The following is a 23,157-nucleotide window of genomic DNA, read 5'->3' as shown; positions in this document are numbered from 1 at the left end:
CTGCGTTGGCTTCCGCTAGTGCTCAGCGCAAGGCAAAGGCCAGCGTGACGGCACCCAGCGCCAGCAGCGCGAGCCCGGCAATGAACACCACCTCGCCCCACGCCTCCAGGCGGACGCCCGATTTGCGCGACCGCATCGAGATGAAGGACAGCAGCGCACTGGCAAGAAACACCAGTGCGTCGATGGCCAGCATGCGGTCGATCAGCAGCCGCATGTCGTCGCGCGGGCCCAGGTGGCCGATCGACATCACAGTCATGCACACGCCGATCATGGTGGCCGACGTGGGCAGGATGTGCGCCGAAAGGCCACCGGTCGATGAGCTCATGTTCGGCGCTGGAGCGTGACGCAAGCTTCAGCCGATGCGCACCGGCACGAAGATCTTGTCTTCGCCGCGCTGGATCAGGAGTGCCACCGACTTGTTGGCCCTGGCCACCACTTCGCGCACCTGCTCCAGGCTCTTGGCGGGCGTGCCGTTGATGGCAAGCAGCACGTCGCCCGCCTGCACGCCGGCGCTGGCCGAGGGACCGGCAACGTCTTCGACCAGCAACCCGTTCTCGATGGCGGCTTCGCGCTTTTCCTGCGGCTGCAGGGGCCGCAGCGCAAGGCCGAGCTTGCCCTGCCCTGCGGTGCTGTCGGCCTTGGCGACCTGCGTGGGCTTGTCGCTCGCGTCGCCGAGCTTGGCAGAGAGCTCCTGGCGCTCACCCTGGCGCCACACTTCGAGCGTGACCTTCTTGCCCGGCGTCTGCTGGCCGATGACCGCGGGCAGGTCGCCTGACGAGACGATGGGCTGGCCGTCGACCTTGCGGATCACGTCGCCCGCCTTCAAGCCGGCCTTGTCGCCGGGGCCGCCCTTCTCGATGTTGGAGACCAGCGCGCCTTCGGGCTTGTCGAGCTTGAATGAATCCGCAAAGGCCTGGTTCACCTCTTGCACCGCCACGCCGAGGCGCGCGTGCGTGGCCTTGCCGGTTGCAACGATCTGGTCTTTCACCTGCACGGCCACATCGATCGGAATGGCGAACGACACACCCTGGTAGCCGCCGCTGCGGCTGTAGATTTGCGAGTTGATGCCTACCACCTCGCCGCGCGTGTTGAGCAGCGGCCCGCCCGAGTTGCCGGGGTTCACCGCCACGTCGGTCTGGATGAACGGCACATAGCTGTCGTCGGGCAGCGAGCGGCCCTTGGCGCTCACGACGCCTGCAGTGACAGTGCTCTCGAAGCCAAAGGGCGAGCCGATGGCCAGCACCCATTCGCCGACCTTCAGGTCCTTGGTGTTGCCCAGGGCGAGCGTGGGCAGGTTCTTCGCGTCGATCTTGAGCACGGCGATGTCGGTCTTGGCGTCTGCGCCGAGCACCTTGGCGCGGTATTCGCGGCGATCGGTGAGCTTGACGGTGACCTCCTTCGCGTCTTTGACGACGTGCGCATTGGTCATGATGATGCCGTCCGGGCTCACGATGAAGCCCGAGCCCTGCGAGCGCACCGGCACTTCGCGCTGCTGTGCGCGCGGGCCCATCTGGCCCTGGAAGCGGCGGAAGAACTGGAACATCGGATCGTCCGGATCGATGCCCTGCATTTCAGCGGCCGCTTCGGCATCGGAGGCTTTGGCTGTGCCGGTCACGCTGATGTTGACCACCGCAGGGCCGTCACGCGTAGTGATGGTCGAGAAGTCGGGCAGCGTGACCATTGCGGCGGGCGCCGCGCTGGTGGCGTTGGTGGTCGGAGCGTTCACGGCGCGGGCACTGGTGTAGGCGCCGGCACCGACGGCACCAATCACTCCGGCGGTGGCCAAGGCAAGAACCAGGGCCGAGGGAGAAGTCAGGCGGGTGTTCATTTCTAGCTTTCCTTTCAATGCGTTTGCACGCAAACACGATGAAAGGAATGTCGGTGCGCTGGCTTAAGCGCGCCTTAAGCGGTCGCCCGAGTTCGAAGAGACTTCAGGCCCTGGCCGAAAAGCGCACCAGCACCCGCAGGCCGCCCAGGCTTGGCGAGGCGGCAAGCGCCACCGTTGCGCCATGCAGGTCGGCAATCGACTTGACGATGGCCAGGCCGAGCCCGCTGCCCGGCGCCTGGGGCTCACCCGAGCGATAGAAGCGGTCGAGCACGCGTTCGCGTTCTTCCTCGGGCAGGCCGGGCCCGCTGTCGTCCACGCTCAGCTCCACACCCTGGCCTTGAGTCGCAATGCCGACGTCGACACGCCCGCCTTCAGGCGTGTATTTGACGGCGTTGTCGATCAGGTTGCGCAGCAGCATGCGAAGCGCCTCTGGCTGGCCGTTGACGACAGCAGCGTCCGCATGCGAAATGCCGATGTCGATGCGGCGTGCCTGTGCGGCCGCGACCGCATCCGATATGGCAAGCCGTGCAGTTTCGGCAAGGTCGACCGGCTCGGGCTTTGCACCTGCGGCCATGCTGGCCTCGTGCCGGGCCAACGCAAGCATCTGCTCGACCAGCCGCGTGGCGCGATCGATGCCCGCAACCAGCCGGCTCACCGCAATGTCGCGCGCGGCGGCATCGGGCGCGCGTTGCAGGCCCTGAACCTGCAGCTTCAATGCGGCGAGCGGAGAACGCAGCTCGTGCGCCGCATCTGCCACAAAGTGCTTTTGCGCGTCGAAGGCATGGCGTACCCGGTCGAACAACAGGTTGAGCTCTTGCACCAGGGGGCGCACCTCGTCGGGCAGGCCTTCCTCGCTCACGGCTGAAAGATCGTCCGCCTGCCGCGATGCAACCTGCTTCCGCACGCGCGCCACTGGCGCGAGCGACAGGCTCACCACCCACCAGACGATCAGCATGAGAAGCGGCGCCATCAATGCCACTGGCGCCACGGTGCGCAGGGCCAGCGCGCCGGCCATGTTGCGCCGCGCCGCCATGTCTTGCGCCACCTGGATGACCAGCCCGCTCGTCTGCATCGAGAACACGCGGTAGGTGGTGCCGCGCGCGCGCACGTCGGCAAAGCCCAGCACTGCCAATTGCGGCAGCGCCGCCTGCTCGGCGGATTCGAAAATGCGCACGCCATCAGCCGTCCACACCTGCACCACAAACTCGAAGTTCTGCTCGCCGCTGCCTATGCCGCCAACAGCCGCGCTCGGCGGCAGCCCGGCACGCAGCGAGAGCGCCATTTGCTGCATGTGATAGTCGAAGATGTCGTCGGCTTCTTTCAGCACCGTGCGGTAGGCCACCACCGCCTGAGCTCCGGCGGCCAGCACAATGGCAGCGAGCAAGAACCACAGCAGGCGCGCGCGCAGCGATCCGGTCAGCGCGCGAATCATGCCTTTGGCACCATGTAGCCAACACCGCGAACGTTGCGGATCAGTTCAGCGCCGAGCTTCTTGCGCAGGCCGTGCACGTACACCTCTACGGCGTTGCTGCTGATTTCGTCTTTCCAGCTGTAGAGTTTTTCTTCCAGCTGGGCGCGCGACAGCACCATGCCGGGTCGCGCGATCAGCGGTTCGAGCACCGCCCACTCGCGGGCCGAAAGTATCACCGGCTGGCCAGCCACCGAAACTTCGCGAGTGGCGGGATTGATGCTCACGCCCATGTGCTCGTACACCGGCTCGGCGCGCCCCGCCGCCCGGCGCAGCAGAGCCCGTATGCGGGCCAGCAGCTCGTCCAGGTCATAGGGCTTGAGCACGTAGTCGTCGGCGCCCGCGTCGAGCCCTTCGATGCGTTGCTGCACCGAGTCGCGCGCGGTGGCAATCAGCACTGGCATGCGCTGCTTGCGGGCGCGCAGGTTGCGCAGCACCTCGAGCCCGTCGCGGCGGGGCACGCCCAGGTCGAGGAGCACCAGGTCGTATTGCTGGGTGCGCAACGCGGACTCGGCGGCATCGCCGTCTTTGACCCAGTCGACGGCATACTGCTCGGCCCTCAGCAGGTCGAGCACGGCCTCGCCGATCATCACGTCGTCTTCCAGGAGCAGCAGTCGCATGGTTGTTGTGGTCCGATTTCTTGGATTCGAGGCGGCGGCGGCGCAGAAAGTTCAGGCTACAGCAGCGACCTGACCTCGCGCGCAGCCTCGAAGAGCAGCGGCAGCATCTCGCGCTGTAGCGTCTCTTCCTGGTAGCGCGTGCCTGAGAGCACCACATTCAACGCAGCCACGGTGTGGCCCTGCATGTCTCGCAGCGGCACCGCCAGCGCCTGCACGCCAAGCTCGTGCTCTTCGCTGGCAAAGCAGTAGTCGTCCTTGCGCGCCTTGGAAACCAGCTGCCGCAGGCTTCGCGCCTGCGTGGTGGTGTGCGGCGTAAGCCGCGCCAGGTGGCGCCCCTTGAGCCATTGCGTGAGTTGCGCCGGGGCCATGGCGGCCAGCAGCACCCGCCCGGTCGAGGTGGCATGCGCAGGCAGGCGGGCGCCAAGGTGCAAGCCGTAGGCAAGCACACGGGTGGGCGTGCCGTAGCTGCCGCTGCGCGCGACGATGACCACTTCTTCGCCGTCGAGCACCACGGCGGAGAACGATTCACCGGTTTGTGCCGCAAGCCGGTTCAGCGTGGGCTGCAGCGCACGCGGCAGGCGCGACGAAGCAAGGTAGCTGCCTGAAAAGCGCAGCACCTTGGGCGCCATCCAGAAATAGCTGCCGTCTGTTTCCAGATAACCGAGGTGGGCCAGTGTGAGCAGGTGCCGGCGCGCCGCGGCGCGTGTAAGGCCGGCACGCTCTGCGGCCAGCGTGGCATTGAGGCGCTGGCGCTCGGTATCGAAGCTTTCGAGCACGGCCATTCCCTTGGCAATGCCCTCGATGAAGTCGGCTTTGGCGATGGTCATCTGGTCAAGGTGAGAAGTGTTGCGCGATGATCGCGCAGCCGCTCGCATGATCGCACAGAGCCTCGCAGAGCGGCGCGCCAGCATGACGCGCACGCCCTACGCTCCAGAAAACCCCCATCGGAGACACGAACATGCGCACACAGGTCGCCATCATCGGCGCGGGCCCAGCCGGCCTGCTGCTCGGGCAACTGCTTTTCAAGGCCGGCATCGACAACATCATCGTCGAGCGCCAGAGCGGGGACTATGTGCTGGGGCGTATCCGCGCGGGCGTGCTCGAGCAGGTGACCATGGATCTTTTGGCGCGCGCCGGCGTCGATGCGCGCGCCAAAGCCGAAGGGTTGCCGCACGAAGGCATCGAGCTGCTGTTCAAGGGTGCGCGCCACCGTATCGACATGCATGGCCTCACAGGCGGAAAGCAAGTCACCGTCTATGGCCAGACAGAAGTGACGCGCGACCTGATGGAAGCGCGCTCAGCCGAAGGGCTGACCACCATCTACAGCGCGGGCAACGTGAGCCTTCACGATTTCGATTCACAGCGCCCGCGCGTGCGCTACGAAAAAGACGGCCAGACGCACGAGATCGAATGCGACTTCATCGCGGGCTGCGACGGCTACCATGGCGTGAGCCGGGCCAGCGTGCCTGCCGGCGCGATCCAGACCTACGAGAAGATCTACCCCTTCGGCTGGCTCGGCGTGCTGGCCGACGTGCCGCCGGTGTCGCACGAACTCATCTACGCCAACACCGAGCGCGGCTTTGCGTTGTGCAGCATGCGAAGCGCCACGCGCAGCCGCTACTACGTGCAAGTACCCACCGAAGAACGGGTCGAAAACTGGAGCGACGAAGCCTTCTGGAACGAGTTGCGTGCCCGGCTCGACCCTGAAGCGCGCGAGCGGCTGGTGACCGGGCCTTCGCTTGAGAAAAGCATTGCGCCGCTGCGCAGCTTCGTAGCCGAGCCCATGCGCTTCGGCACGCTCTTCCTGGCTGGCGATGCCGCGCACATCGTGCCGCCGACGGGTGCCAAGGGACTCAACCTTGCAACGGCCGACGTGGGTTATCTCTCGCGGGCGCTCGAAATTTTCTACCGCGAGAAAACGCCCTCCGCGCTCGACCGCTATTCGGACCTGTGCCTGCGCCGTGTCTGGAAGGCAGAGCGCTTTTCATGGTGGTTCACTTCGCTGATGCACCGCTTTCCGGAAACCGGCGCGTTTGGCCAGAAGATCCAGGAAGCCGAGCTCGACTACCTGGTGCACTCGCATGCCGCCTCGAGCGCACTGGCCGAGAACTACGTCGGCTTGCCGCTCGAAGATTTCTAGGGGCCCAAAGGGTTTACTTTTCGAGCGTCTTTTTCATCGCGGCGCCGCCCTGGTCCATCATCGGCGCGATGTAGGCGGCAAGCTCGTCGGGTAGCACGTCGGTAATCCAGACGAAGCGCGAGCGCCCTTCGCCCTCTGCAAAAACCTGCGCCGATGCATGGTGGTGGCTCGCCTTGCCGCCGGTGACGGTGTAGGCCAGGCGGCGGCTCTGCTCGTCGATGCCCACGAGCAGCTCTCGCGCCACCAGGCCATTGGCAAAGCTCACGATGCGGGCGCCCTGCCCGTCCAGCTTGCAATCGGTCAAAAAGCCTGGCGCGAGGCGCGTGTGCACCGCGCCGAAGTCGCGCAGCGCATCCCAAACCTGGGCCGCGTCGGCTTCGACGATGAATTCCTTGTAGATGGTTGCCATGGTTCTTCAATCCACCGTGTGCATGGCCTGCCACACGCGCGCCGGACTCAACGGCATGTGCAGGCGCGGCGCGCTGGCAGCGAATCCGTTGCGTGCGAAGGCGTCGGCCACGGCGTTGACGATGGCCGGCGTGGCGCCAATGGTGCCCAGCTCGCCCACACCTTTCACGCCCAGCGGGTTGTTGATGCAGGGCGTCGACTCATCCATTTCCATGTGGAACATGGTCTGCACAATATCGGCGCGCGGGGCGGCGTAGTCCATGAGGCTGCCGGTAACGGGCTGGCCGGTTTCGTGGTCGTACACCACTTGCTCGTAAAGCGCCTGGCCAATGCCCTGCACCGCCCCGCCTTCGAGCTGGCCGCGCACGATCATGGGGTTGATCACCCGGCCGACGTCGTTGACCGAGCTGTAGGCCACCACGCTGATCTCACCCGTGGGCGGATCGATTTCGATCTCGCAGATGTGGCAACCGTTGGGCCAGGTCGGGCCGGCCACGGTGCTGGTGGAGTCCACGAAGATCTCGCGGTCGGGTTGCTTGCCCGCAAGGGCGAACAAATCAAGCTCGAGATCGGTGCCGGCAACGTTGAACACGCCGCGGCTGTAGACGATGTCGTCGACGGAGGCTTCGAACTCTTGTGCGGCGAGTTCACGCGCCTTGTCGATGGTGCGCTCGGCGCCAATGCGAACGGCCGAGCCGCCGGTAAAGAGCGAGCGCGAACCGGCGCTGCCGAAGCCGTCGCCCCGATCGGTGTCGCCAAGCACAACGCGTACCTTCTCGATCGGCACGCCAAAGGCATCGACGGCCAACTGCGCGAGCGAGGTGGCAATGCCCTGCCCCATGGCGTTGACGGCCGAGAACACTTCGATCACCCCATCGGCCTGCACCGAAACCGTGACGCGCTCCTCGAAGACATTGCCGCCGGTCCATTCGAGAAAAGTGGCAATGCCCAGGCCGCGATGCTTGCCCTGCTGCGCCGACTCGGCCGCGCGGGCCTCGAAGCCCTGCCAGTCGGCCAGCGAGAGCGCCTGGTCCATCACAGACTCGAACTTGCCGGTGTCGTAGGTTTGCGCCATCGGGTTCTTGTAGGGCATCTGCTCGGGGCGGATGAAGTTGCGGCGGCGCAACTCGATGCGGTCGATTCCGGTCTGGCGCGCGGCTTCGTCCATCAGGCGCTCGATGGTGAAGATGGCCTCGGGACGGCCCGCGCCGCGGTAGGCGCCGGTGGGCGCGGTGTTGGTGAGCACCGCCTTGAAATGAAAGTCGATGGTCTGTATGTCGTAGACGCTGGTTTGCACCCAAGGCCCGATCAACAGCTGGATTGCGACCCCGGTGCCGGTGGCATAAGCGCCGACGTTGGCCAGCGTCTTGATGCGCAGCGCAAGGATTTTTCCGTTGGCATCGAGCGCGAGTTCCGCCCGGGCCTCGATGTCGCGGCCGTGCGCGCTGGAAAGAAATTCTTCGCTGCGCTCGGCCACCCACTTCAAGGGGCGCTTGACCTGCAGGGCGGCAAAGGCAACTGCAATGTCCTCGGGATAGGCGCCGGTCTTCATGCCGAAGCCGCCGCCAACGTCGCCCACCACCACGCGCACCTTCTCTTTCGCAATGCCGATGGCGGCGCAAACGGAGTCGCGCACGCCTGACGGCATTTGCGTGCTCATGCGGATGGTGAGGCGGTCGGATTCGCCGTCATAGGCCGCGAGCACGGAGCGCGGCTCGATGGTGAGGGCGACGACGCGCTGGTTGACCACATCGAGCGCGACCACGTGGCTGGCCTTGGCAAAGGCTGCGGTTGCGGCGTCGCTGCTGCCATGCTTCATTTCTGCGGCAATGTTGCCGGTGGCTTCGTCGCACAGCTGCGGCGCGTCGTTGGCGGTGGCGCTTGCAAGATCGACCACCATGGGGAGTTCGTCGTAGTCGACCACCACGGCCTCGGCGGCATCGCGCGCCTGCTGCACCGTTTCGGCCACGACCGCCGCCACGGCCTCGCCCACGAAACGCACGCGCTCGTGGGCCATGGCCCGGCGCGGCGGGCTGGCGCAGTCGCCGCCATCGGCGCGCTTGAAACCGGCGGCGCCGGGCATTGGCTGCACGCCCGCTTCGGCCATTTCTGCGCCGGTTATCACGCGCAACACGCCGGGCATGGCGGCGGCAGCGGCTGTGTCGACAGACACGATGCGGGCATGCGGATAGGGAGAGCGCACAAAAACGAGATGCGCCTGGCCAGGCAGCGTGACGTCGTCGGTGTAGCGGCCTGCGCCGGCCAGCAGGCTTTCGTCTTCAAGGCGGCGAACCGCCTGGCCGCTACCAAAACGCGTGGGGTTGGATTCAGTGGTCAACGTGGTCCTCTTGGGCTGGCCTCCGCAGGGCAATGCCGGCCCGGCGGTCCGCTATGGGTCTGTTGTGATATTCCTGTGCGCTGTTGCACCGGAAGCCTGTGTCTCGCAGGCCGCAATCGTTTGCGAACCGCTGAAGAACGGCCATTTTCACCCATCCGGGTGAAGCTCGCCACGAAGCCGTGTATACCTACGGCATGCAACAACTGCCCTGGCTCGAACCCGGCGAAGCACTGCCCGACCCCGCGTCTGCCTGGGGTGAGGCCGACCCCGTTCCCGGCCTGCTGGCGGCCGGCGGCGCACTCGATGTGGATACCCTCACGCAGGCGTATGGCCGCTGCGTATTTCCGTGGTTCAGCGAAGACCAGCCGATTCTCTGGTGGAGCCCGGACCCGCGCATGGTGCTGCAGGTGGCCGATTTCAAACTGCACAGGTCGCTGCGCAAGACCCTGGCGCGGTTTTCGCAAACACCCGGCTGCGAGGTGCGCATCGACCACGATTTCGCTGCGGTGATCAAGGCCTGCTCGCAATCGCCGCGCGTCGGCCAGTCGGGCACCTGGATCGTGCCGGACATGGTGAACGCGTACCTGGCGCTGCACCGGGCCGGCCACGCGCACAGCGTGGAAACCTGGATCGACGGCGAGCTTGCCGGCGGGCTCTACTGCGTGGCGCTCGGGCGGGCGGTGTTCGGCGAGTCGATGTTCACGCGCCGTCCCGATGCCTCGAAGATCGCCCTGGCCGCCCTTGTGTGCCTGTGCCGCCGTTTCCAGGTGAAGATGATCGACTGCCAGCAGAACACCTCCCACCTGGCGAGCCTGGGAGCGCGCGAAATGTCTCGCGACCGCTTTGTGGCGCATGTGGCCAACGCCCGCCGGCAAGAGGGGCCACAGTGGCATTTCGAGCCCGTATACTGGTCGGAACTCCTTTCCACGCGACCTTCTCAATCGACGTGACGCACCTCAAGGACCTTCCGCTTCACACGTTGCAGTTCTACGCGACGGCGCCCTATCCGTGCAGCTATTTGCCGGATCGCCAGGCCCGGTCGCAGGTGGCCACGCCCAGCCACCTCATTCACAACGACGCCTACTCCGACCTGGTGCTCAGCGGCTTCCGGCGCAGCGGAATGTTTACCTACAGGCCCTATTGCGACGGCTGCCACGCCTGCATTCCGCTGCGCGTGCTGGCCAACAGCTTTCGGCCGAGCCGCAGCCAGCGCCGTGCGGTCAAACAGCACCAGGACTTGCACGCACGTGTGCTCAAGCTGTGCTTTGTGCCCGAGCATTACCAGCTCTATCTTCGCTACCAGAACGGACGCCATGCCGGCGGCGGCATGGACCACGACAGCATTGACCAGTACACCCAGTTCCTGCTGCAGAGCCGGGTCAATTCGCGGCTTGTCGAATTCCGCGAGACGCTGCCAGACGGCAGCGCGGGCGCATTGAAGATGGTGTCGATACTCGACGTACTGAACGACGGCATCTCGGCCGTCTATACCTTCTACGAGCCGGACGACGGCGCGGCGTACGGCACCTACAGCGTGCTGTGGCAGATCGAACAGGCCCGCAAACTCGGCTTGCCGCACGTCTACCTTGGCTATTGGATCGAAGGCAGCGCCAAGATGAACTACAAGGCCCGTTTCAGCCCTCACGAGGTACTGATCGACGGACACTGGCAGGCGCCAAGCGATTTCACAAGGTAAAATGGCGCCCGGTCCATACCGCATCGCGCCATGAGAAAAATCCAATCCGACGTTCCTGCCCTTCCAGTCATCCAGGTGATCGAGCGCATGTTCGCGCTCATCGACGTGCTCGCCTCCCGCGAGGAAGCGATTTCGCTGAAGGAAATCAGCGAAAAGACCGGGCTGCACCCCTCCACCACCCACCGAATCCTCAACGACCTTGCGGTCGGGCGCTTCGTCGACCGCCCCGAGGCCGGCAGCTACAGGCTCGGCATGCGGCTGCTGGAGCTGGGCAACCTGGTCAAGGGCCGGCTCAACGTTCGCGACGCGGCCCTGGGGCCGATGCGTGAGCTGCACAAGCTCACCCAGCAGCCGGTGAACCTGAGCATGCGGCAAGGTGACGAAATTGTTTATATCGAGCGCTCCTACAGCGAACGTTCGGGTATGCAGGTGGTGCGCGCCATTGGCGGCCGGGCCGCACTGCACCTGACCTCGACGGGCAAGCTGTTCCTGGCGGCGGACGATCCGCAACGTGTGCGCAGCTACGCCACGCGAACCGGCTTGGCGGGCCACACGCGCAACAGCATTACCCAGTTGCCTGCGCTGGAGCGCGAGCTGTCGAAGGCGCGCCAATACGGCATTGCACGCGACAACGAAGAACTGGAGCTGGGGGTGCGGTGCATGGCGGCCGGCATTTACGACGACCAGGGCAAACTGGTGGCCGGACTCTCGATTTCCGCGCCGGCGGACCGGCTGGATGAAGGCTGGCTGCCAAAGCTGCAGGCCACAGCCAATGAAATCTCGGGAGCGCTGGGGTACAAAGACGCTGCCGCGGCATCTGCTCCAGGCGCTAACGGCAGCGGCTCTTCAGCCACCGCCTGATTCGTCGGCACCTGCGGGTGCTTCTTCTCAGACCTTCTTCGAACAGCTCTTTCCAGGGCTGTTTTCGTTCAGCCGGCGACTTGGTAGGCTGCCGCGTTGCTGCGCGACGCGGCCGGCGAGCCTGTGGACGCATGCGTTGCCTCGACCCAGCGGCGAACGCGCTCTGCATCGGCAATACGGCTGAACTTGCCGGCCGAATCCAGGAACACCATGATCAGCTTGCGTCCCGCTACCTTGGCTTGCATCACCAGGCACTGACCGGCTTCCGAGATATAGCCGGTTTTCTGCACGCCAATTTCCCAGTCCGGGCTCTTTACGAGACGGTTGGTTGTGTTGAACTGCAGCACGCGGTTGCCGACCTCGACCTGGTACTCAGGCGAAGTGGAGAGCGAACGCACCGTGGCATCGGAATAAGCAGCGTTGACGAGCAGCGCCAGATCCTGGGCGCTCGACTGGTTGCGACTCGACAGGCCGGTGGGCTCCACGTAGCGCGTGTCCTTCATGCCGAGCATCTTTGCCTTGGCGTTCATGATGCTCACGAAGGTTGCCAGGCCACCCGGATAGGTGCGGCCCAATGCGTGCGCGGCGCGGTTTTCGCTCGACATCAGGGCCAGATGCAAAAGCTCGCCACGCGACAGCGTGGTGCCCACGGTCAGGCGCGAGCGGCTGCCCTTCTCGGTATCGACGTCGTCCTGGGTAATCGTGATGAGTTCGTCGTTCGGAAGATGGGCTTCGCTGATCAGCAAGCCGGTCATCAGCTTGGTGAGAGATGCGATTGGCAGCACCGCATGATCGTTCTTGCTGAACAGCACCTCGTGCGTGTCCTGGTCGATCACGAGCGCAACGCTCGACTTCAGGTCGAGCACGTCGTCGGTTCCATGCAGGCCGGCCAACTGGCCGAACGACTGGCGTGCCGGGGTTTCGACACGAACCACCGAACGGCGTTGCACTGCAACCACGGTCTTGCCGTTCTTTTGGCGAATGGAGGCCACCACATTGCGGCCACCACGAACAACCTTTTCGCTACGGTCGGCCTTGCTGCCGCGCTTGGCCGCTACGGCCTCGCGCGGCGCCTTGGCCGAGCGCTTGACTTCTACTGGCACCGGCCCGGCGGCCTTCTTGGCCGTGGACGTCTTTGTGGCAGCTGTTTTTTCCTTTTTGGCGGCCTGTGCACCGGGCAGCAAAAACGCCGTGGCGCAGAGCGCGACGGCGATGAATTTGACTGCGGGCAAGAACCGCTGGCTGGAAACTCGGCGGGGGCGGGTTTCGGGCATTTAAAACTCTCCAGCGGCAAAATGAGAACCGCAGTGTATCGAAATCAAAAAAGGCACGCAATATCAGTTACTTGCGTCCTTTTCTTCACTCGAATCCAAGGATCACCCGTAAACCTAACCTTGTGCCGCCACTCTCTCAGCTTGGCTCTGTAACTTATTGAGAGCACTCAAATAAGCTTTGGCCGATGCGACCACGATGTCGGGGTCTGCGCCAACTCCATTCACTACCCGCCCTGCATTTTGTAACCGAACTGTAACTTCTCCTTGGCTTTCTGTCGAGCCACTGATGGCATTAACCGAGTAAAGAACCATCTCGGCGCCACTTTTTACAAGTGACTCGATAGCCTTGAGCGAAGCATCGACCGGGCCATTGCCATCGGATTCGCCGGTTACTTCCTTGCCCTGAACGGTAAACACGACCTTGGCCTGTGGGCGCTCGCCGGTTTCGCTGTGCTGGGAAAGTGACACAAAAGCAAACTGTTCATCAACGTGCGCCAGCTCTTCCGCGCTGACGAGAGCAAGGATGTCCTCGTCGAAAATTTCGGACTTGCGATCGGCCAGTTCCTTGAAGCGCAAGAAAGCAGCATTGATGTCGGCCTCGCTGGCCATTGTCACGCCGAGATCCTGCAGCCGCTGCTTGAAAGCGTTACGCCCGCTCAGCTTGCCGAGCACGATCTTGTTGGCCGTCCAGCCCACGTCTTCGGCCCGCATGATCTCGTAGGTATCGCGCGCCTTGAGCACGCCGTCCTGGTGAATGCCCGAGGCATGCGCAAAGGCATTGGCGCCCACCACCGCCTTGTTTGGCTGAACCACGAAGCCCGTGGTCTGGCTGACCATGCGGCTCGCCGCCACGATGTGACGGGTATCGACATTCAGCTCGAGCCCGAAGTAGTCCTTGCGGGTCTTCACGGCCATGACGATCTCTTCGAGCGAGCAGTTGCCGGCGCGCTCGCCCAGGCCGTTGATGGTGCACTCGACCTGGCGTGCCCCGCCGATCTTCACCCCCGCCAGCGAGTTGGCCACGGCCATGCCGAGGTCGTTGTGGCAATGTACTGACCAGACGGCCTTGTCGCTGTTGGGTACGCGCTCGCGCAGCATCTTGATGAAGTTGCCGTAGAGCTCGGGAATGGCATAGCCCACGGTGTCCGGCACGTTGATGGTGGTGGCGCCTTCGTTGATCACGGTTTCGAGCACACGGCACAGAAAGTCGGGGTCGCTGCGGTAGCCGTCTTCGGGGCTGAACTCGACGTCTCCCACGAGGTTGCGTGCAAAGCGCACGGCAAGCCTGGCCTGCTCATGCACTTCGTCGGGCGACATGCGCAGCTTCTTTTCCATGTGAAGGGGCGATGTTGCAATGAAGGTATGGATGCGCCCTCGCGCCGCGCCCTTGAGTGCTTCGGCCGCGCGCGAAATGTCGCGATCGTTGGCGCGCGAGAGGCCGCAAATCGTCGAATCCTTGATGGCGTTGGCAATGGCCTTGACGGCCTCGAAGTCGCCGTTCGAACTGGCCGGAAAGCCGGCTTCGATGACGTCGACCTTGAGCCGCTCGAGCTGCTTGGCGATGCGCAACTTCTCGTCGCGGGTCATCGAGGCGCCGGGCGATTGCTCGCCGTCGCGCAAGGTGGTGTCGAAAATAATGAGTTGATCGGTCATCGTGGACTCCTTTGTTCCTTTTGGTCGTTTCGCACCTTGCGCGTACGGCGGCGGACAGCGTCAGGCGAGCTCAGCCACCGATTGTGCGCTGTGCGCGCCCCGGCTCCGGGCGCGCTGCACGCCCGACACGATGGCCTTGAGCGAAGCCGAGATCACGTCCGCGTCGATGCCGACACCGAACAGCGTCTGGGCCTCGTCCACCCGCAGCTCGAGGTACGCGACCGACTTGGCATCGGCGCCGGCGCCAATCGCATGCTGGTGGTAGTCCATCACGCGGACGGTATGGCCGGTAGCCCTGCTCAGCGCCTGAGTGAAGGCGTCGATCGGCCCGTTGCCGCGTCCCTCGATGGCGCGGATTTCACCGTCCCACGGCAAGTTGCCGCGCAGCACCACGGAGGCGCTGGCGCCCTCGCCTTCTTCCTCGAGCACGCGGTGCTGCAGCGAGTGCGCAGCCTCGATGCCGTATTCGCGAACAAAGAGCTGCCAGAGGTCGGCCGCGGTGAGCTCCTTGCCGGCCACGTCCATCACGCGCTGCACGGTCTGCATGAATTCCATCTGGAGGCGACGCGGCATCTCGATGCCGTACTCGCTCTCGAGCAGGTACGCCATGCCGCCCTTGCCCGACTGGCTGTTGACGCGAATCACGGCCTCGTAGCTGCGGCCCACGTCCTTCGGATCGATGGGCAGGTATGGCATGTCCCAGATGTCGCCTTCCTTGCGCGCTGCAAAGGCCTTCTTGATCGCGTCCTGGTGCGATCCCGAGAAGGAGGTGTAGACGAGATCGCCCACGTACGGGTGGCGCGGATGCACGGGGATCTGGTTGCAGTGCTCTACGGTCGCGCGAATCTCGTCGATGTTCGAGAAATCGAGCTCGGGCGAAACGCCTTGCGTGTACAGGTTGAGTGCAACGTTCACAAGGTCGAGGTTACCTGTGCGCTCGCCGTTGCCGAAGAGACAGCCTTCGATGCGCTCGGCACCTGCCATCAGCGCCAACTCGCCGGCCGCAGTGCCGGTGCCGCGGTCGTTGTGCGGATGCACGCACAGCACGATGGAATCGCGACGCGCAAGGTTGCGGTGCATCCACTCGATCATGTCGGCAAAGATGTTCGGCGTGGAATGCTCGACCGTGGTGGGAAGATTGACGATGCATTTGTGCTGGGGTGTCGGCGCCCAGACTTCGGTGACCGCGTCGACGACGCGCTTCGAAAACACAACGTCGGTGCCCGAGAACATTTCGGGCGAATATTGAAAGGTCCACTTGGTTGCGGGCTGCTTCGCGGCAAACTCGTTGAACATGCGCGCGTGGCTGCTGGCCAGATCGACGATCTGGTCTTCGTCCATGCCGAGCACGACGCGGCGCATTGCGGGAGCCACCGCGTTGTAGAGGTGAACGATAGCCCGTGGCGCGCCTTGCAGCGATTCGAAGGTGCGCGCAATGAGGTGGTCGCGCGCCTGCGTCAGCACCTGGATCGTCACGTCGTCGGGAATGCGGTCTTCCTCGATGAGCTTGCGCACAAAATCGAATTCGACTTGCGAGGCGGAGGGAAAGCCCACTTCGATTTCTTTGAAGCCTATGGCCACGAGCGTTTCGAACATGCGCATCTTGCGCGCAATGTTCATCGGCTCCACCAGCGCCTGGTTGCCATCCCGCAGGTCCGTCGACAGCCAGATCGGAGCCTTGGTCAGCACGGCATCGGGCCAGGTGCGGTCCTTGAGGCCGATCGGGGCGAATGCGCGGTATTTGGCTTGAGGTTGCTTGAGCATGTCGATTTCTCTGGATGGTTGGTAATCAACCAGCAACCCCAAAAACAAACGGCCCGTTGCTGGTGCGAACGGGCCGTGGTGAGGGATTTGCGCGTGCGCTACCGTCTCCGCCCGTGAGGGAGGGCTAGTAGGGCCAGCAGCGAAATCTTGGTCATGAGGGTTGTGAATGTAGCACAAGCCGCCGTCAGTTATGCAAGCCCCGCTCGTCCGGCTCTTCGGTCGAGGTGCTGATCACGCTTGCCTGCTGCCCCTTGGCCTTGCGCCAGGCATAGACCACATAACCGCTCAGGCCATAGGCCACGAACAACCCGAACAGCACCGTTGGCGGGTGGATGTTGATGACTGCGATGCCCAGGGCAATGAGCACGATCACCACAAACGGCACGCTCTTTTTCATCTGCACGTCCTTGAAGCTGTAGAACGGCGCGTTGGTAACCATCGAAAGCCCCGCGTAGAGCGTGAAAGCGAAGGTGATCCAGGTGATCTGCGTCCACGAGAGATACAGCACCTCTCCACCCCGCTTGCCCCACTCGGTCATGAGCCAGATGAATCCGGCCACCAGCGCAGCCGCGGCCGGCGACGGGAGGCCCTGGAACCAGCGCTTGTCGACCACGCCGGTGTTGACGTTGAAGCGCGCGAGCCGCAATGCCGCGCATGCGCAGTAGACAAAGGCCGCAATCCAACCCCAGCGGCCCAATCCCTTGAGCGACCACTCGTACGCGATGAGCGCGGGCGCCGCACCGAAAGACACCATGTCGGACAGCGAATCCATCTGCTCGCCGAACGCGCTTTGCGTGTTCGTCATGCGAGCGACGCGGCCGTCCAGGCTGTCGAGAATCATGGCGGCAAAAACGCCGAGCGCCGCGAGATCGAAGCGCGCGTTCATTGCCATCACGACCGAATAAAAACCGCCGAACAGCGCGGCGAGCGTGAACAGGTTCGGCAGGATGTAGATGCCTTTGCGGCGCTTGCGCGGCGGCACTTCGTCGGGAACTGTGTCGTCATGCATTGAGTTTGCCTCCGTCCCTCGTGGGCACTGCGGGAGCAGCTACCCATTCGATAGCATCTTGATCTGTGAATCGCATGGGTTCGCAGTGTAGTTCAGGGGCATGGTCCGCCGCTTCATGAAAAAGGCCACCCCACGGGTGGCCCTCGGGAAACAGGCGCCGCGGCGCCAGCTTCATTTGCTTGCGGATCAGTTGCGGGTCTGGTCGACCAGCTTGTTCTTCTTGATCCAGGGCATCATCGCGCGCAGCTTTTCGCCGACGACCTCGATCTGGTGCTCGGCATTGAGCCGGCGGCGGCTGATCAGCGCGGGCTGGCCGGCAGCGGCTTCGAGCACAAAGCTCTTGGCGTATTCGCCGGTCTGGATGTCGCGCAGCACTTGCTTCATGACCTTCTTGGTCTCTTCGGTCACGATGCGCGGGCCGGTGACGTATTCGCCGTATTCGGCGTTGTTCGAGATCGAGTAGTTCATGTTGGCGATGCCGCCTTCATAGATCAAGTCGACGATGAGCTTGAGCTCGTGCAGGCATTCGAAGTACGCCATTTCAGGTGCGTAGCCGGCTTCCACCAGCGTTTCGAAACCAGCCTTGATCAGTTCGACCGTACCGCCGCACAGAACCGCTTGTTCGCCGAACAGGTCGGTTTCGGTTTCTTCGCGGAAGTTGGTTTCGATGATGCCGGCCTTGCCGCCGCCGTTGGCGGTGGCGTAGCTCAGGGCGAGGTCACGTGCCTTGCCGGTCTTGTCCTGGTGCACGGCCACGAGGTGGGGCACGCCGCCGCCTTGCGTGTAGGTGCTGCGGACGGTGTGGCCGGGAGCCTTTGGAGCCACCATCCACACGTCGAGGTCGGCGCGCGGCTGCACAAAACCGTAGTGCACGTTGAAGCCGTGCGCAAAGACCAGCGAAGCGCCTTCCTTGATGTGCGGGGCCACGTCGTTCTTGTAGACGTTGGCAATCTGCTCGTCGGGCAGCAGGATCATGACCACGTCCGCGGCCTTGACTGCGTCGGCCACTTCGGCGACCTGCAGGCCGGCCTTGCCGACCTTGTCCCACGAAGCGCCACCCTTGCGCAGGCCGACCACGACCTTGACGCCGCTGTCGTTCAGGTTCTGCGCGTGCGCGTGACCTTGCGACCCGTAACCGATGATTGCGACCGTCTTGCCCTTGATGAGGCTGAGGTCGGCGTCCTTGTCGTAGTAAACCTTCATGATGCGTCTTTCCTATTTAATCTCTGGCACCCCCAGGGCGGGGGTGCCTTCACTCACAGTTGGCCGGAGGGATTCCGGTCCTTCATTTGATGGTTGATCGACACGAGGTTGTCGTGAATGCGAAACAGCAGGATCAGCAATTCGCTATAGACGCGAACCATGATCGCGCCGAAAACGAGGATGCCGATGGCAGCCAGAAAGCGCCCCTGGAACAACGAAACGACTGTTGCCGCGAGAACGCCCAGCAAGCCGAGGAAGTACAGAATCCGAATGATGATCGGTGTCACCATCTTCTCGAAACCCAGCAAATCTTGCATTACCTTCTCCTCATGTGTTGATTTAGAACATTGAAACTGAGGGGATCTTCACCCCCCTACACGCGCAGGATGCGCTCGCCGCGCCCAATGCCGCTGGCACCGGTTCGGACAGTCTCGAGGATAGCGCTACGGTCGATTGCTTCCAAGAAAGCATCGTTCTTGCCGTGGTCGCCGGTGAGTTCGATGGTGTAGCTCTTGTCCGTAACGTCGATGATGCGGCCGCGAAAGATCTCGGCCATGCGCATCATTTCTTCACGTTCCTTGCCTACCGCGCGCACCTTCACCATCATGAGTTCGCGCTCGGTATAGGCACCTTCGGTCAGGTCGACGACCTTGACCACTTCGATCAGCCGGTTCAGGTGCTTGGTGATCTGCTCGATCACGTCGTCGGAGCCGGCGGTGACGATGGTCATGCGCGAAAGGCTCGCGTCTTCGGTCGGAGCCACGGTGAGCGACTCGATGTTGTAGCCGCGGGCCGAGAAAAGGCCCACCACGCGGGAAAGAGCACCGGGCTCGTTTTCCAGCAGCACTGCAATGATGTGTTTCATGTTTGCGCGACTCCTCTTTTCGCCGCCCTCCCCCGTGCACGGTAATGCGCGGGCTTGGCGGGCAATAGATTCGTCGTCAGTAAAGAATTGAACGGATGCGCCGTCGATCAGAGATCTTCGGAGCCCAACAGCATTTCGGTAATGCCCATGCCGGCCTTGACCATCGGGAACACGTTCTCCGTGGGGTCGGTACGGAAATCCATGAACACAGTGCGGTCCTTGAGCTTGCGCGCTTCACGCAGCGCCGGCTCCACGTCTTGTGGACGCTCGATCAGCATGCCGACGTGGCCGTAGGCCTCGGCGAGCTTCACGAAGTTGGGGAGCGCATCCATGTAGCTGTGGCTGTAGCGACCGGAGTATTCGATCTCCTGCCACTGCCGCACCATGCCCAGGTAGCGGTTGTTGAGCGAGCAGATCTTTATCGGCGTGTTGTATTGCAGGCAGGTGGAGAGTTCCTGGATGCACATCTGCACCGAGCCTTCGCCGGTGATGGTGAACACTTCCGAATCGGGCTTGGCGAGCTTGATGCCCATGGCGTACGGAATACCTACGCCCATGGTGCCCAGGCCGCCCGAATTGATCCAGCGGCGGGGCTCGTCGAAGCGGTAGTACTGCGCGGCCCACATCTGGTGCTGGCCGACGTCCGAGGTTATGTACGTGTCGGCGTCCTTGGTCATGTTCCAGAGGGTCTCGACCACGTACTGCGGCTTGATGACGTCCTTGTTGTCGCGGTCGTACTTGAGGCAGTCGCGCGAGCGCCAGGCCTCGATGGTCTTCCACCAGTCGGACAGCGCGCCGGCGTCGGGCTTGGTGGTGCTTTCGCGGATCATGGAGATCAGTTCGGTGAGCACGTCCTTCACGTCGCCGACGATCGGGATGTCGACCTTCACGCGCTTGGAAATGCTCGACGGATCGATGTCGATGTGAATGATCTTGCGATCGTTCATTGCAAAGTGCTTCGGATTGCCGATCACGCGGTCGTCGAAGCGCGCGCCCACAGCCAGCAGCACGTCGCAGTTCTGCATGGCGTTGTTGGCTTCGATGGTGCCGTGCATGCCCAGCATGCCCAGGAACTTGCGGTCGCTCGCCGGATAGGCGCCCAGGCCCATCAGCGTGTTGGTGACCGGGTAGCCAAGCATGTCGACCAGAGTACGCAATTCGTTGGTGGCATTGCCCAGCAGCACGCCGCCGCCCGTGTAGATGTACGGGCGCTTGGCGTTCAGCAGCAGGTTCAGCGCCTTGCGGATCTGGCCGCCATGGCCTTTGCGCACAGGGTTGTACGAGCGCATCTCGACCTTGTCGGGATAGCCTGCGTAAGGGGTCTTCTTGAAAGAGACGTCCTTGGGCACGTCCACCACCACCGGCCCCGGACGGCCGCTTCGTGCGATGTGGAAGGCCTTTTTGATGGTCAGGGCCAGATCCTTCGGGTCCTTGACGAGGAAGTTGTGCTTCACGATGGGGCGCGTAATGCCCACGGTGTCGCATTCCTGGAAGGCATCGAGGCCGATGGCAGCGGTGGGTACCTGGCCCGAGATGATCACCATCGGGATCGAGTCCATGTACGCAGTGGCAATGCCGGTGACCGCATTGGTCAGCCCGGGCCCCGAGGTAACCAGTGCCACACCCACTTCGCCGGTGGCGCGTGCATAGCCGTCAGCAGCGTGGACCGCCGCCTGCTCGTGGCGTACCAGCACGTGCTGGATAGTGTCTTGCTTGTAGAAGGCGTCGTAGATGTACAGAACCGCGCCGCCTGGGTAGCCCCAGATGTATTGGACGCCTTCGGCCTGCAGTGCCTTGACCAGCACTTCAGCACCCATGAGTTCTTGCGTTTGATTGCCGGCGCCAGAGGACGCGGCTGCTGCGGAAGCCAGTTCCGCCTTAGAGATTTCCATGATCAACCTTTGGAGTTTTTTCGGGAACGAAAAACCTTGGGTGCCCCTTGCCAACCCTTGTGGGGTCGCGCCAGGACTTGAGGCCAAAGCCATGAGCGGACTGATGTTCCGCCGGACCGTGACCCGTTTGCCTTTTGACTTGCGATGCGAATTATGACATTGATGGAAGAGCCCTCGCGCGAAAACCATCACGAAAAGGGCAAGAAGGCATAATCCGCGGCATAAAAACATAAGCGCTTCCAGACACCCCATCCCCCACGCGGCGCCACCGGCGCCCCTTCTCGCTTGGCCACTGAACAAGAACTTTCCGACTTTCTGAAGAGCGTCGAACGGCGCGCTTTCAAGCGCTCGGTCTATCACGTGCGGGACGAAGAAGCGGCACTCGACATCGTGCAGGACAGCATGATGAAGCTGGCGCAGCACTACGGCGACAAGCCGCCGGAAGAGCTGCCGATGCTGTTCCAGCGCATTCTCTCGAACTGCACGCTCGACTGGTTTCGCAGGCAAAAAACGCGGCGTGCGCTGTTTTCGAACCTGGGCGACTTCGAATCCGCAAGCGACGACGGCGATTTCGATCTTCTGGAGAACTTCGTCTCTCCAACCGACTCTAGGGAGACGGAGAGCGCCGAGGACACAACCCGCCGCGCCCAGGTCTTTCACGAAATCGAAGAACAGATCGCAGCTTTGCCGGGTCGTCAACGAGAGGCTTTCCTGATGCGTTACTGGGAAGAAATGGACGTGGCGGAGACGGCCGCTGCAATGGGCTGCTCAGAAGGCAGCGTCAAAACCCACTGTTCGCGGGCCGTGCACGCCTTGAGCAAAGCGCTCAAAGCCAAGGGAATTTCGCTATGAACACTAAGGTTCCAACCTCTTCTTTCGCTGCCGAAGATCAATTCGGTCAGCGCGTGGCTGCGCGGCTGTCTGCCGGTAGCCAGGAGCTGCCGCATGACATCAGCGAGCGGCTGCGCGTTGCGCGTGCACAGGCAGTCGCCATGCGCAAGCAGGCGCCCCAGTTGCGTGCGGCATCAACTGTTATCCAGTCGGGCAATGTGGCCACGATGGGCGGCGGCTGGTGGACCCGCATCGGTTCGGTGGTTCCGTTGATTGCGCTGGTTGCCGGGCTGATCACCATCAGCGTCATGCAAGACGAAGACCGCGCGAGCGAACTGGCGGACGTCGACGCAGCTCTTTTGACGGACGACCTGCCTCCCGCCGCCTATACCGACCCGGGGTTCGCCCAGTTCCTCAAGTCGGACGGCGCCTCCGACTGAGGCCTGTCGAACGAACGAATGCGACGCCTCCCAGTTTTCCGCACCTCCACACCCCGCCTGATGCGCCCGCAAACGCCGGGCGCGCTTGTTTGGGCGGGCGCAATCGCCATGGCGGTTTTCGGCCTTGCGGGCCTGACTGGCCTGTCAATGGCCAGTGCTCACCAACGCTCTGAGTCGCCCACGGCAGGTGCCGGTGCCACGCAGGCGGTACCTGCGTCGGCCTCGCACCTTGCAGCTTCGAAAGTGGCCCCGGCAACCAAGCCGTTCTGGAACGAACTCACCGCCGAGCAGCAACAGGCGCTGCAGCCGCTGGCATCGCATTGGCACGCCTTGAGCACGGCGCACAAGCGCAAATGGCTGGCACTGTCACGAAACTACGCGAACATGCCGGCAGATGACCAAACCACCCTGCACAGCCGCATGATCGAATGGGCAGCCTTGAGCAACCAGCAGCGCGCCCAGGCGCGCCTCAACTTCGCAGAAGTGAAGCGCGTGCCCGCGGACGAACGCAAGGCCAAATGGGAGCAGTACCAGGCGCTGAGCGAAGAAGAAAAGCGCCGCCTTGCGGAACGTGCCCCCGCCAAACCGCGCGGCGCTGCCATTCCGGTGCGTCCCGTTCCCGCCCAAAAACTGGTCACGGTTCCGGCGGTGACCCCCACCGGCCAGCACACACCGCGCATTCTGCTGGCGCCGCCAGCTACAGTAGTTGCGCCCGCCCCACCGGCGCCGACCGCCATCTTGGTCGCTTCACCACCTGAGCGCGCTCCAGGGATCGCCCCCATTCCCTCACCCGCCCCAGACACGCCCTCCGCACCGGTTCCGCCCGAAGCGCAGGTGCCGACGCCTTCGCCGCCCTGAACAAGATTT

The 23,157-nt window shown here is 63.6% G+C and carries 23 protein-coding genes; 8 read left to right on the top strand and 15 right to left on the bottom strand.

Annotated features, from left to right (window positions below):
• Positions 1-22: 22 nt before the first annotated feature.
• The 5 genes from J2X67_RS24945 to J2X67_RS24925 all read right to left on the bottom strand — a co-directional run bounded on the left by J2X67_RS24945 (position 23) and on the right by J2X67_RS24925 (position 4,743).
• Entirely contained in the window at positions 23-325 is a 303-nt protein-coding gene (locus J2X67_RS24945) for a hypothetical protein (RefSeq protein WP_309957542.1), read from the bottom strand.
• Between the two features lie 27 nt (positions 326-352).
• Complete coding sequence (locus J2X67_RS24940) at positions 353-1,828, bottom strand: DegQ family serine endoprotease (protein WP_309957540.1); 1,476 nt, start codon at positions 1,826-1,828, stop codon at positions 353-355.
• 103 nt (positions 1,829-1,931) lie between these two features.
• On the bottom strand, positions 1,932-3,260 hold the full coding sequence (locus J2X67_RS24935; protein WP_309957538.1) for an ATP-binding protein: 1,329 nt from the start codon (positions 3,258-3,260) through the stop codon (positions 1,932-1,934).
• Positions 3,257-3,916, bottom strand: coding sequence for a response regulator (locus J2X67_RS24930; RefSeq protein WP_309957536.1), 660 nt, complete (start codon positions 3,914-3,916; stop codon positions 3,257-3,259). Before J2X67_RS24930 ends, J2X67_RS24935 begins: the two co-directional genes overlap by 4 nt.
• Before the next feature lie 56 nt (positions 3,917-3,972).
• Positions 3,973-4,743, bottom strand: a complete 771-nt coding sequence (locus tag J2X67_RS24925) for an IclR family transcriptional regulator C-terminal domain-containing protein (RefSeq protein WP_309957534.1) — start codon at positions 4,741-4,743, stop codon at positions 3,973-3,975.
• Between the two features lie 131 nt (positions 4,744-4,874).
• On the opposite strand from J2X67_RS24925, the gene pobA reads away from it, so the two are divergent.
• A complete protein-coding gene (gene pobA, locus J2X67_RS24920; RefSeq protein WP_309957532.1) occupies positions 4,875-6,056 on the top strand; it encodes a 4-hydroxybenzoate 3-monooxygenase in 1,182 nt (393 codons plus the stop codon).
• A 13-nt stretch (positions 6,057-6,069) separates the two neighbouring features.
• Here the strand turns inward: pobA and J2X67_RS24915 are convergent, their stop codons facing one another.
• Both J2X67_RS24915 and J2X67_RS24910 read right to left on the bottom strand, forming a co-directional pair.
• Positions 6,070-6,465 (bottom strand): SRPBCC family protein, encoded by a 396-nt coding sequence (locus J2X67_RS24915; protein ID WP_309957530.1) that lies wholly within the window; start codon positions 6,463-6,465, stop codon positions 6,070-6,072.
• Between the two features lie 6 nt (positions 6,466-6,471).
• On the bottom strand, positions 6,472-8,802 hold the full coding sequence (locus J2X67_RS24910) for a xanthine dehydrogenase family protein molybdopterin-binding subunit (RefSeq protein WP_309957528.1): 2,331 nt from the start codon (positions 8,800-8,802) through the stop codon (positions 6,472-6,474).
• A 194-nt stretch (positions 8,803-8,996) separates the two neighbouring features.
• On the opposite strand from J2X67_RS24910, the gene aat reads away from it, so the two are divergent.
• From aat to J2X67_RS24895, 3 genes are read left to right on the top strand one after another with little or no spacing between them, the layout of a single operon-like run.
• Positions 8,997-9,752 (top strand): leucyl/phenylalanyl-tRNA--protein transferase, encoded by a 756-nt coding sequence (aat, locus tag J2X67_RS24905; RefSeq protein WP_309957526.1) that lies wholly within the window; start codon positions 8,997-8,999, stop codon positions 9,750-9,752.
• Positions 9,749-10,498, top strand: a complete 750-nt coding sequence (locus J2X67_RS24900; RefSeq protein ID WP_309957524.1) for an arginyltransferase — start codon at positions 9,749-9,751, stop codon at positions 10,496-10,498. Before aat ends, J2X67_RS24900 begins: the two co-directional genes overlap by 4 nt.
• Positions 10,499-10,528: 30 nt before the next feature.
• Positions 10,529-11,359 (top strand): IclR family transcriptional regulator, encoded by an 831-nt coding sequence (locus tag J2X67_RS24895; RefSeq protein ID WP_309957522.1) that lies wholly within the window; start codon positions 10,529-10,531, stop codon positions 11,357-11,359.
• Between the two features lie 68 nt (positions 11,360-11,427).
• Here J2X67_RS24895 and J2X67_RS24890 read toward each other — a convergent pair whose 3' ends face one another.
• Complete coding sequence (locus J2X67_RS24890; RefSeq protein WP_309957520.1) at positions 11,428-12,462, bottom strand: serine hydrolase; 1,035 nt, start codon at positions 12,460-12,462, stop codon at positions 11,428-11,430.
• A 16-nt stretch (positions 12,463-12,478) separates the two neighbouring features.
• On the opposite strand from J2X67_RS24890, the gene J2X67_RS24885 reads away from it, so the two are divergent.
• Positions 12,479-12,637, top strand: a complete 159-nt coding sequence (locus J2X67_RS24885; protein ID WP_309957518.1) for a hypothetical protein — start codon at positions 12,479-12,481, stop codon at positions 12,635-12,637.
• 110 nt (positions 12,638-12,747) lie between these two features.
• On the opposite strand, the gene J2X67_RS24880 is transcribed toward J2X67_RS24885, so the two are convergent.
• The 7 genes from J2X67_RS24880 to J2X67_RS24850 form a co-directional block, all read right to left on the bottom strand.
• Positions 12,748-14,286 (bottom strand): 2-isopropylmalate synthase, encoded by a 1,539-nt coding sequence (locus J2X67_RS24880; protein WP_309957516.1) that lies wholly within the window; start codon positions 14,284-14,286, stop codon positions 12,748-12,750.
• Positions 14,287-14,346: 60 nt separating this feature from the next.
• Positions 14,347-16,050, bottom strand: a complete 1,704-nt coding sequence (gene leuA, locus J2X67_RS24875) for a 2-isopropylmalate synthase (protein WP_309957514.1) — start codon at positions 16,048-16,050, stop codon at positions 14,347-14,349.
• A 184-nt stretch (positions 16,051-16,234) separates the two neighbouring features.
• On the bottom strand, positions 16,235-17,059 hold the full coding sequence (pssA, locus tag J2X67_RS24870) for a CDP-diacylglycerol--serine O-phosphatidyltransferase (protein WP_021007106.1): 825 nt from the start codon (positions 17,057-17,059) through the stop codon (positions 16,235-16,237).
• A 186-nt stretch (positions 17,060-17,245) separates the two neighbouring features.
• The gene (gene ilvC, locus J2X67_RS24865; protein ID WP_309957512.1) at positions 17,246-18,262 is read right to left on the bottom strand and encodes a ketol-acid reductoisomerase; all 1,017 of its coding nucleotides are present in this window, start codon (positions 18,260-18,262) and stop codon (positions 17,246-17,248) included.
• A 53-nt stretch (positions 18,263-18,315) separates the two neighbouring features.
• Positions 18,316-18,579, bottom strand: a complete 264-nt coding sequence (locus J2X67_RS24860) for a DUF4282 domain-containing protein (RefSeq protein ID WP_157613688.1) — start codon at positions 18,577-18,579, stop codon at positions 18,316-18,318.
• A gap of 56 nt (positions 18,580-18,635) precedes the next feature.
• Positions 18,636-19,127, bottom strand: a complete 492-nt coding sequence (gene ilvN, locus J2X67_RS24855; RefSeq protein ID WP_012747479.1) for an acetolactate synthase small subunit — start codon at positions 19,125-19,127, stop codon at positions 18,636-18,638.
• A gap of 107 nt (positions 19,128-19,234) precedes the next feature.
• The gene (locus J2X67_RS24850) at positions 19,235-21,019 is read right to left on the bottom strand and encodes an acetolactate synthase 3 catalytic subunit (protein ID WP_309957509.1); all 1,785 of its coding nucleotides are present in this window, start codon (positions 21,017-21,019) and stop codon (positions 19,235-19,237) included.
• Positions 21,020-21,304: 285 nt separating this feature from the next.
• On the opposite strand from J2X67_RS24850, the gene J2X67_RS24845 reads away from it, so the two are divergent.
• The 3 genes from J2X67_RS24845 (at position 21,305) to J2X67_RS24835 (ending at position 23,148) form a co-directional block, all read left to right on the top strand.
• Positions 21,305-21,871, top strand: a complete 567-nt coding sequence (locus tag J2X67_RS24845) for an RNA polymerase sigma factor (RefSeq protein WP_309957507.1) — start codon at positions 21,305-21,307, stop codon at positions 21,869-21,871.
• Positions 21,868-22,290 carry a DUF3619 family protein gene (locus tag J2X67_RS24840; RefSeq protein WP_309957505.1) on the top strand — a complete coding sequence of 141 codons (423 nt, stop codon included), beginning with the start codon at positions 21,868-21,870 and terminating at the stop codon, positions 22,288-22,290. The genes J2X67_RS24845 and J2X67_RS24840 overlap by 4 nt, the downstream gene beginning before the upstream one ends.
• 147 nt (positions 22,291-22,437) lie before the next feature.
• The gene (locus J2X67_RS24835) at positions 22,438-23,148 is read left to right on the top strand and encodes a DUF3106 domain-containing protein (protein WP_309957503.1); all 711 of its coding nucleotides are present in this window, start codon (positions 22,438-22,440) and stop codon (positions 23,146-23,148) included.
• The last annotated feature ends 9 nt before the right edge of the window (positions 23,149-23,157 follow it).

Origin of the sequence: Variovorax sp. 3319 (genome assembly GCF_031456585.1) — a bacterium.
GTDB classification, from domain to species: Bacteria; Pseudomonadota; Gammaproteobacteria; order Burkholderiales; family Burkholderiaceae_C; genus Variovorax; species Variovorax paradoxus_P.
Note: the sequence above shows the minus strand (reverse complement) of the source record. Positions and strands in the feature narration are given on the sequence as shown.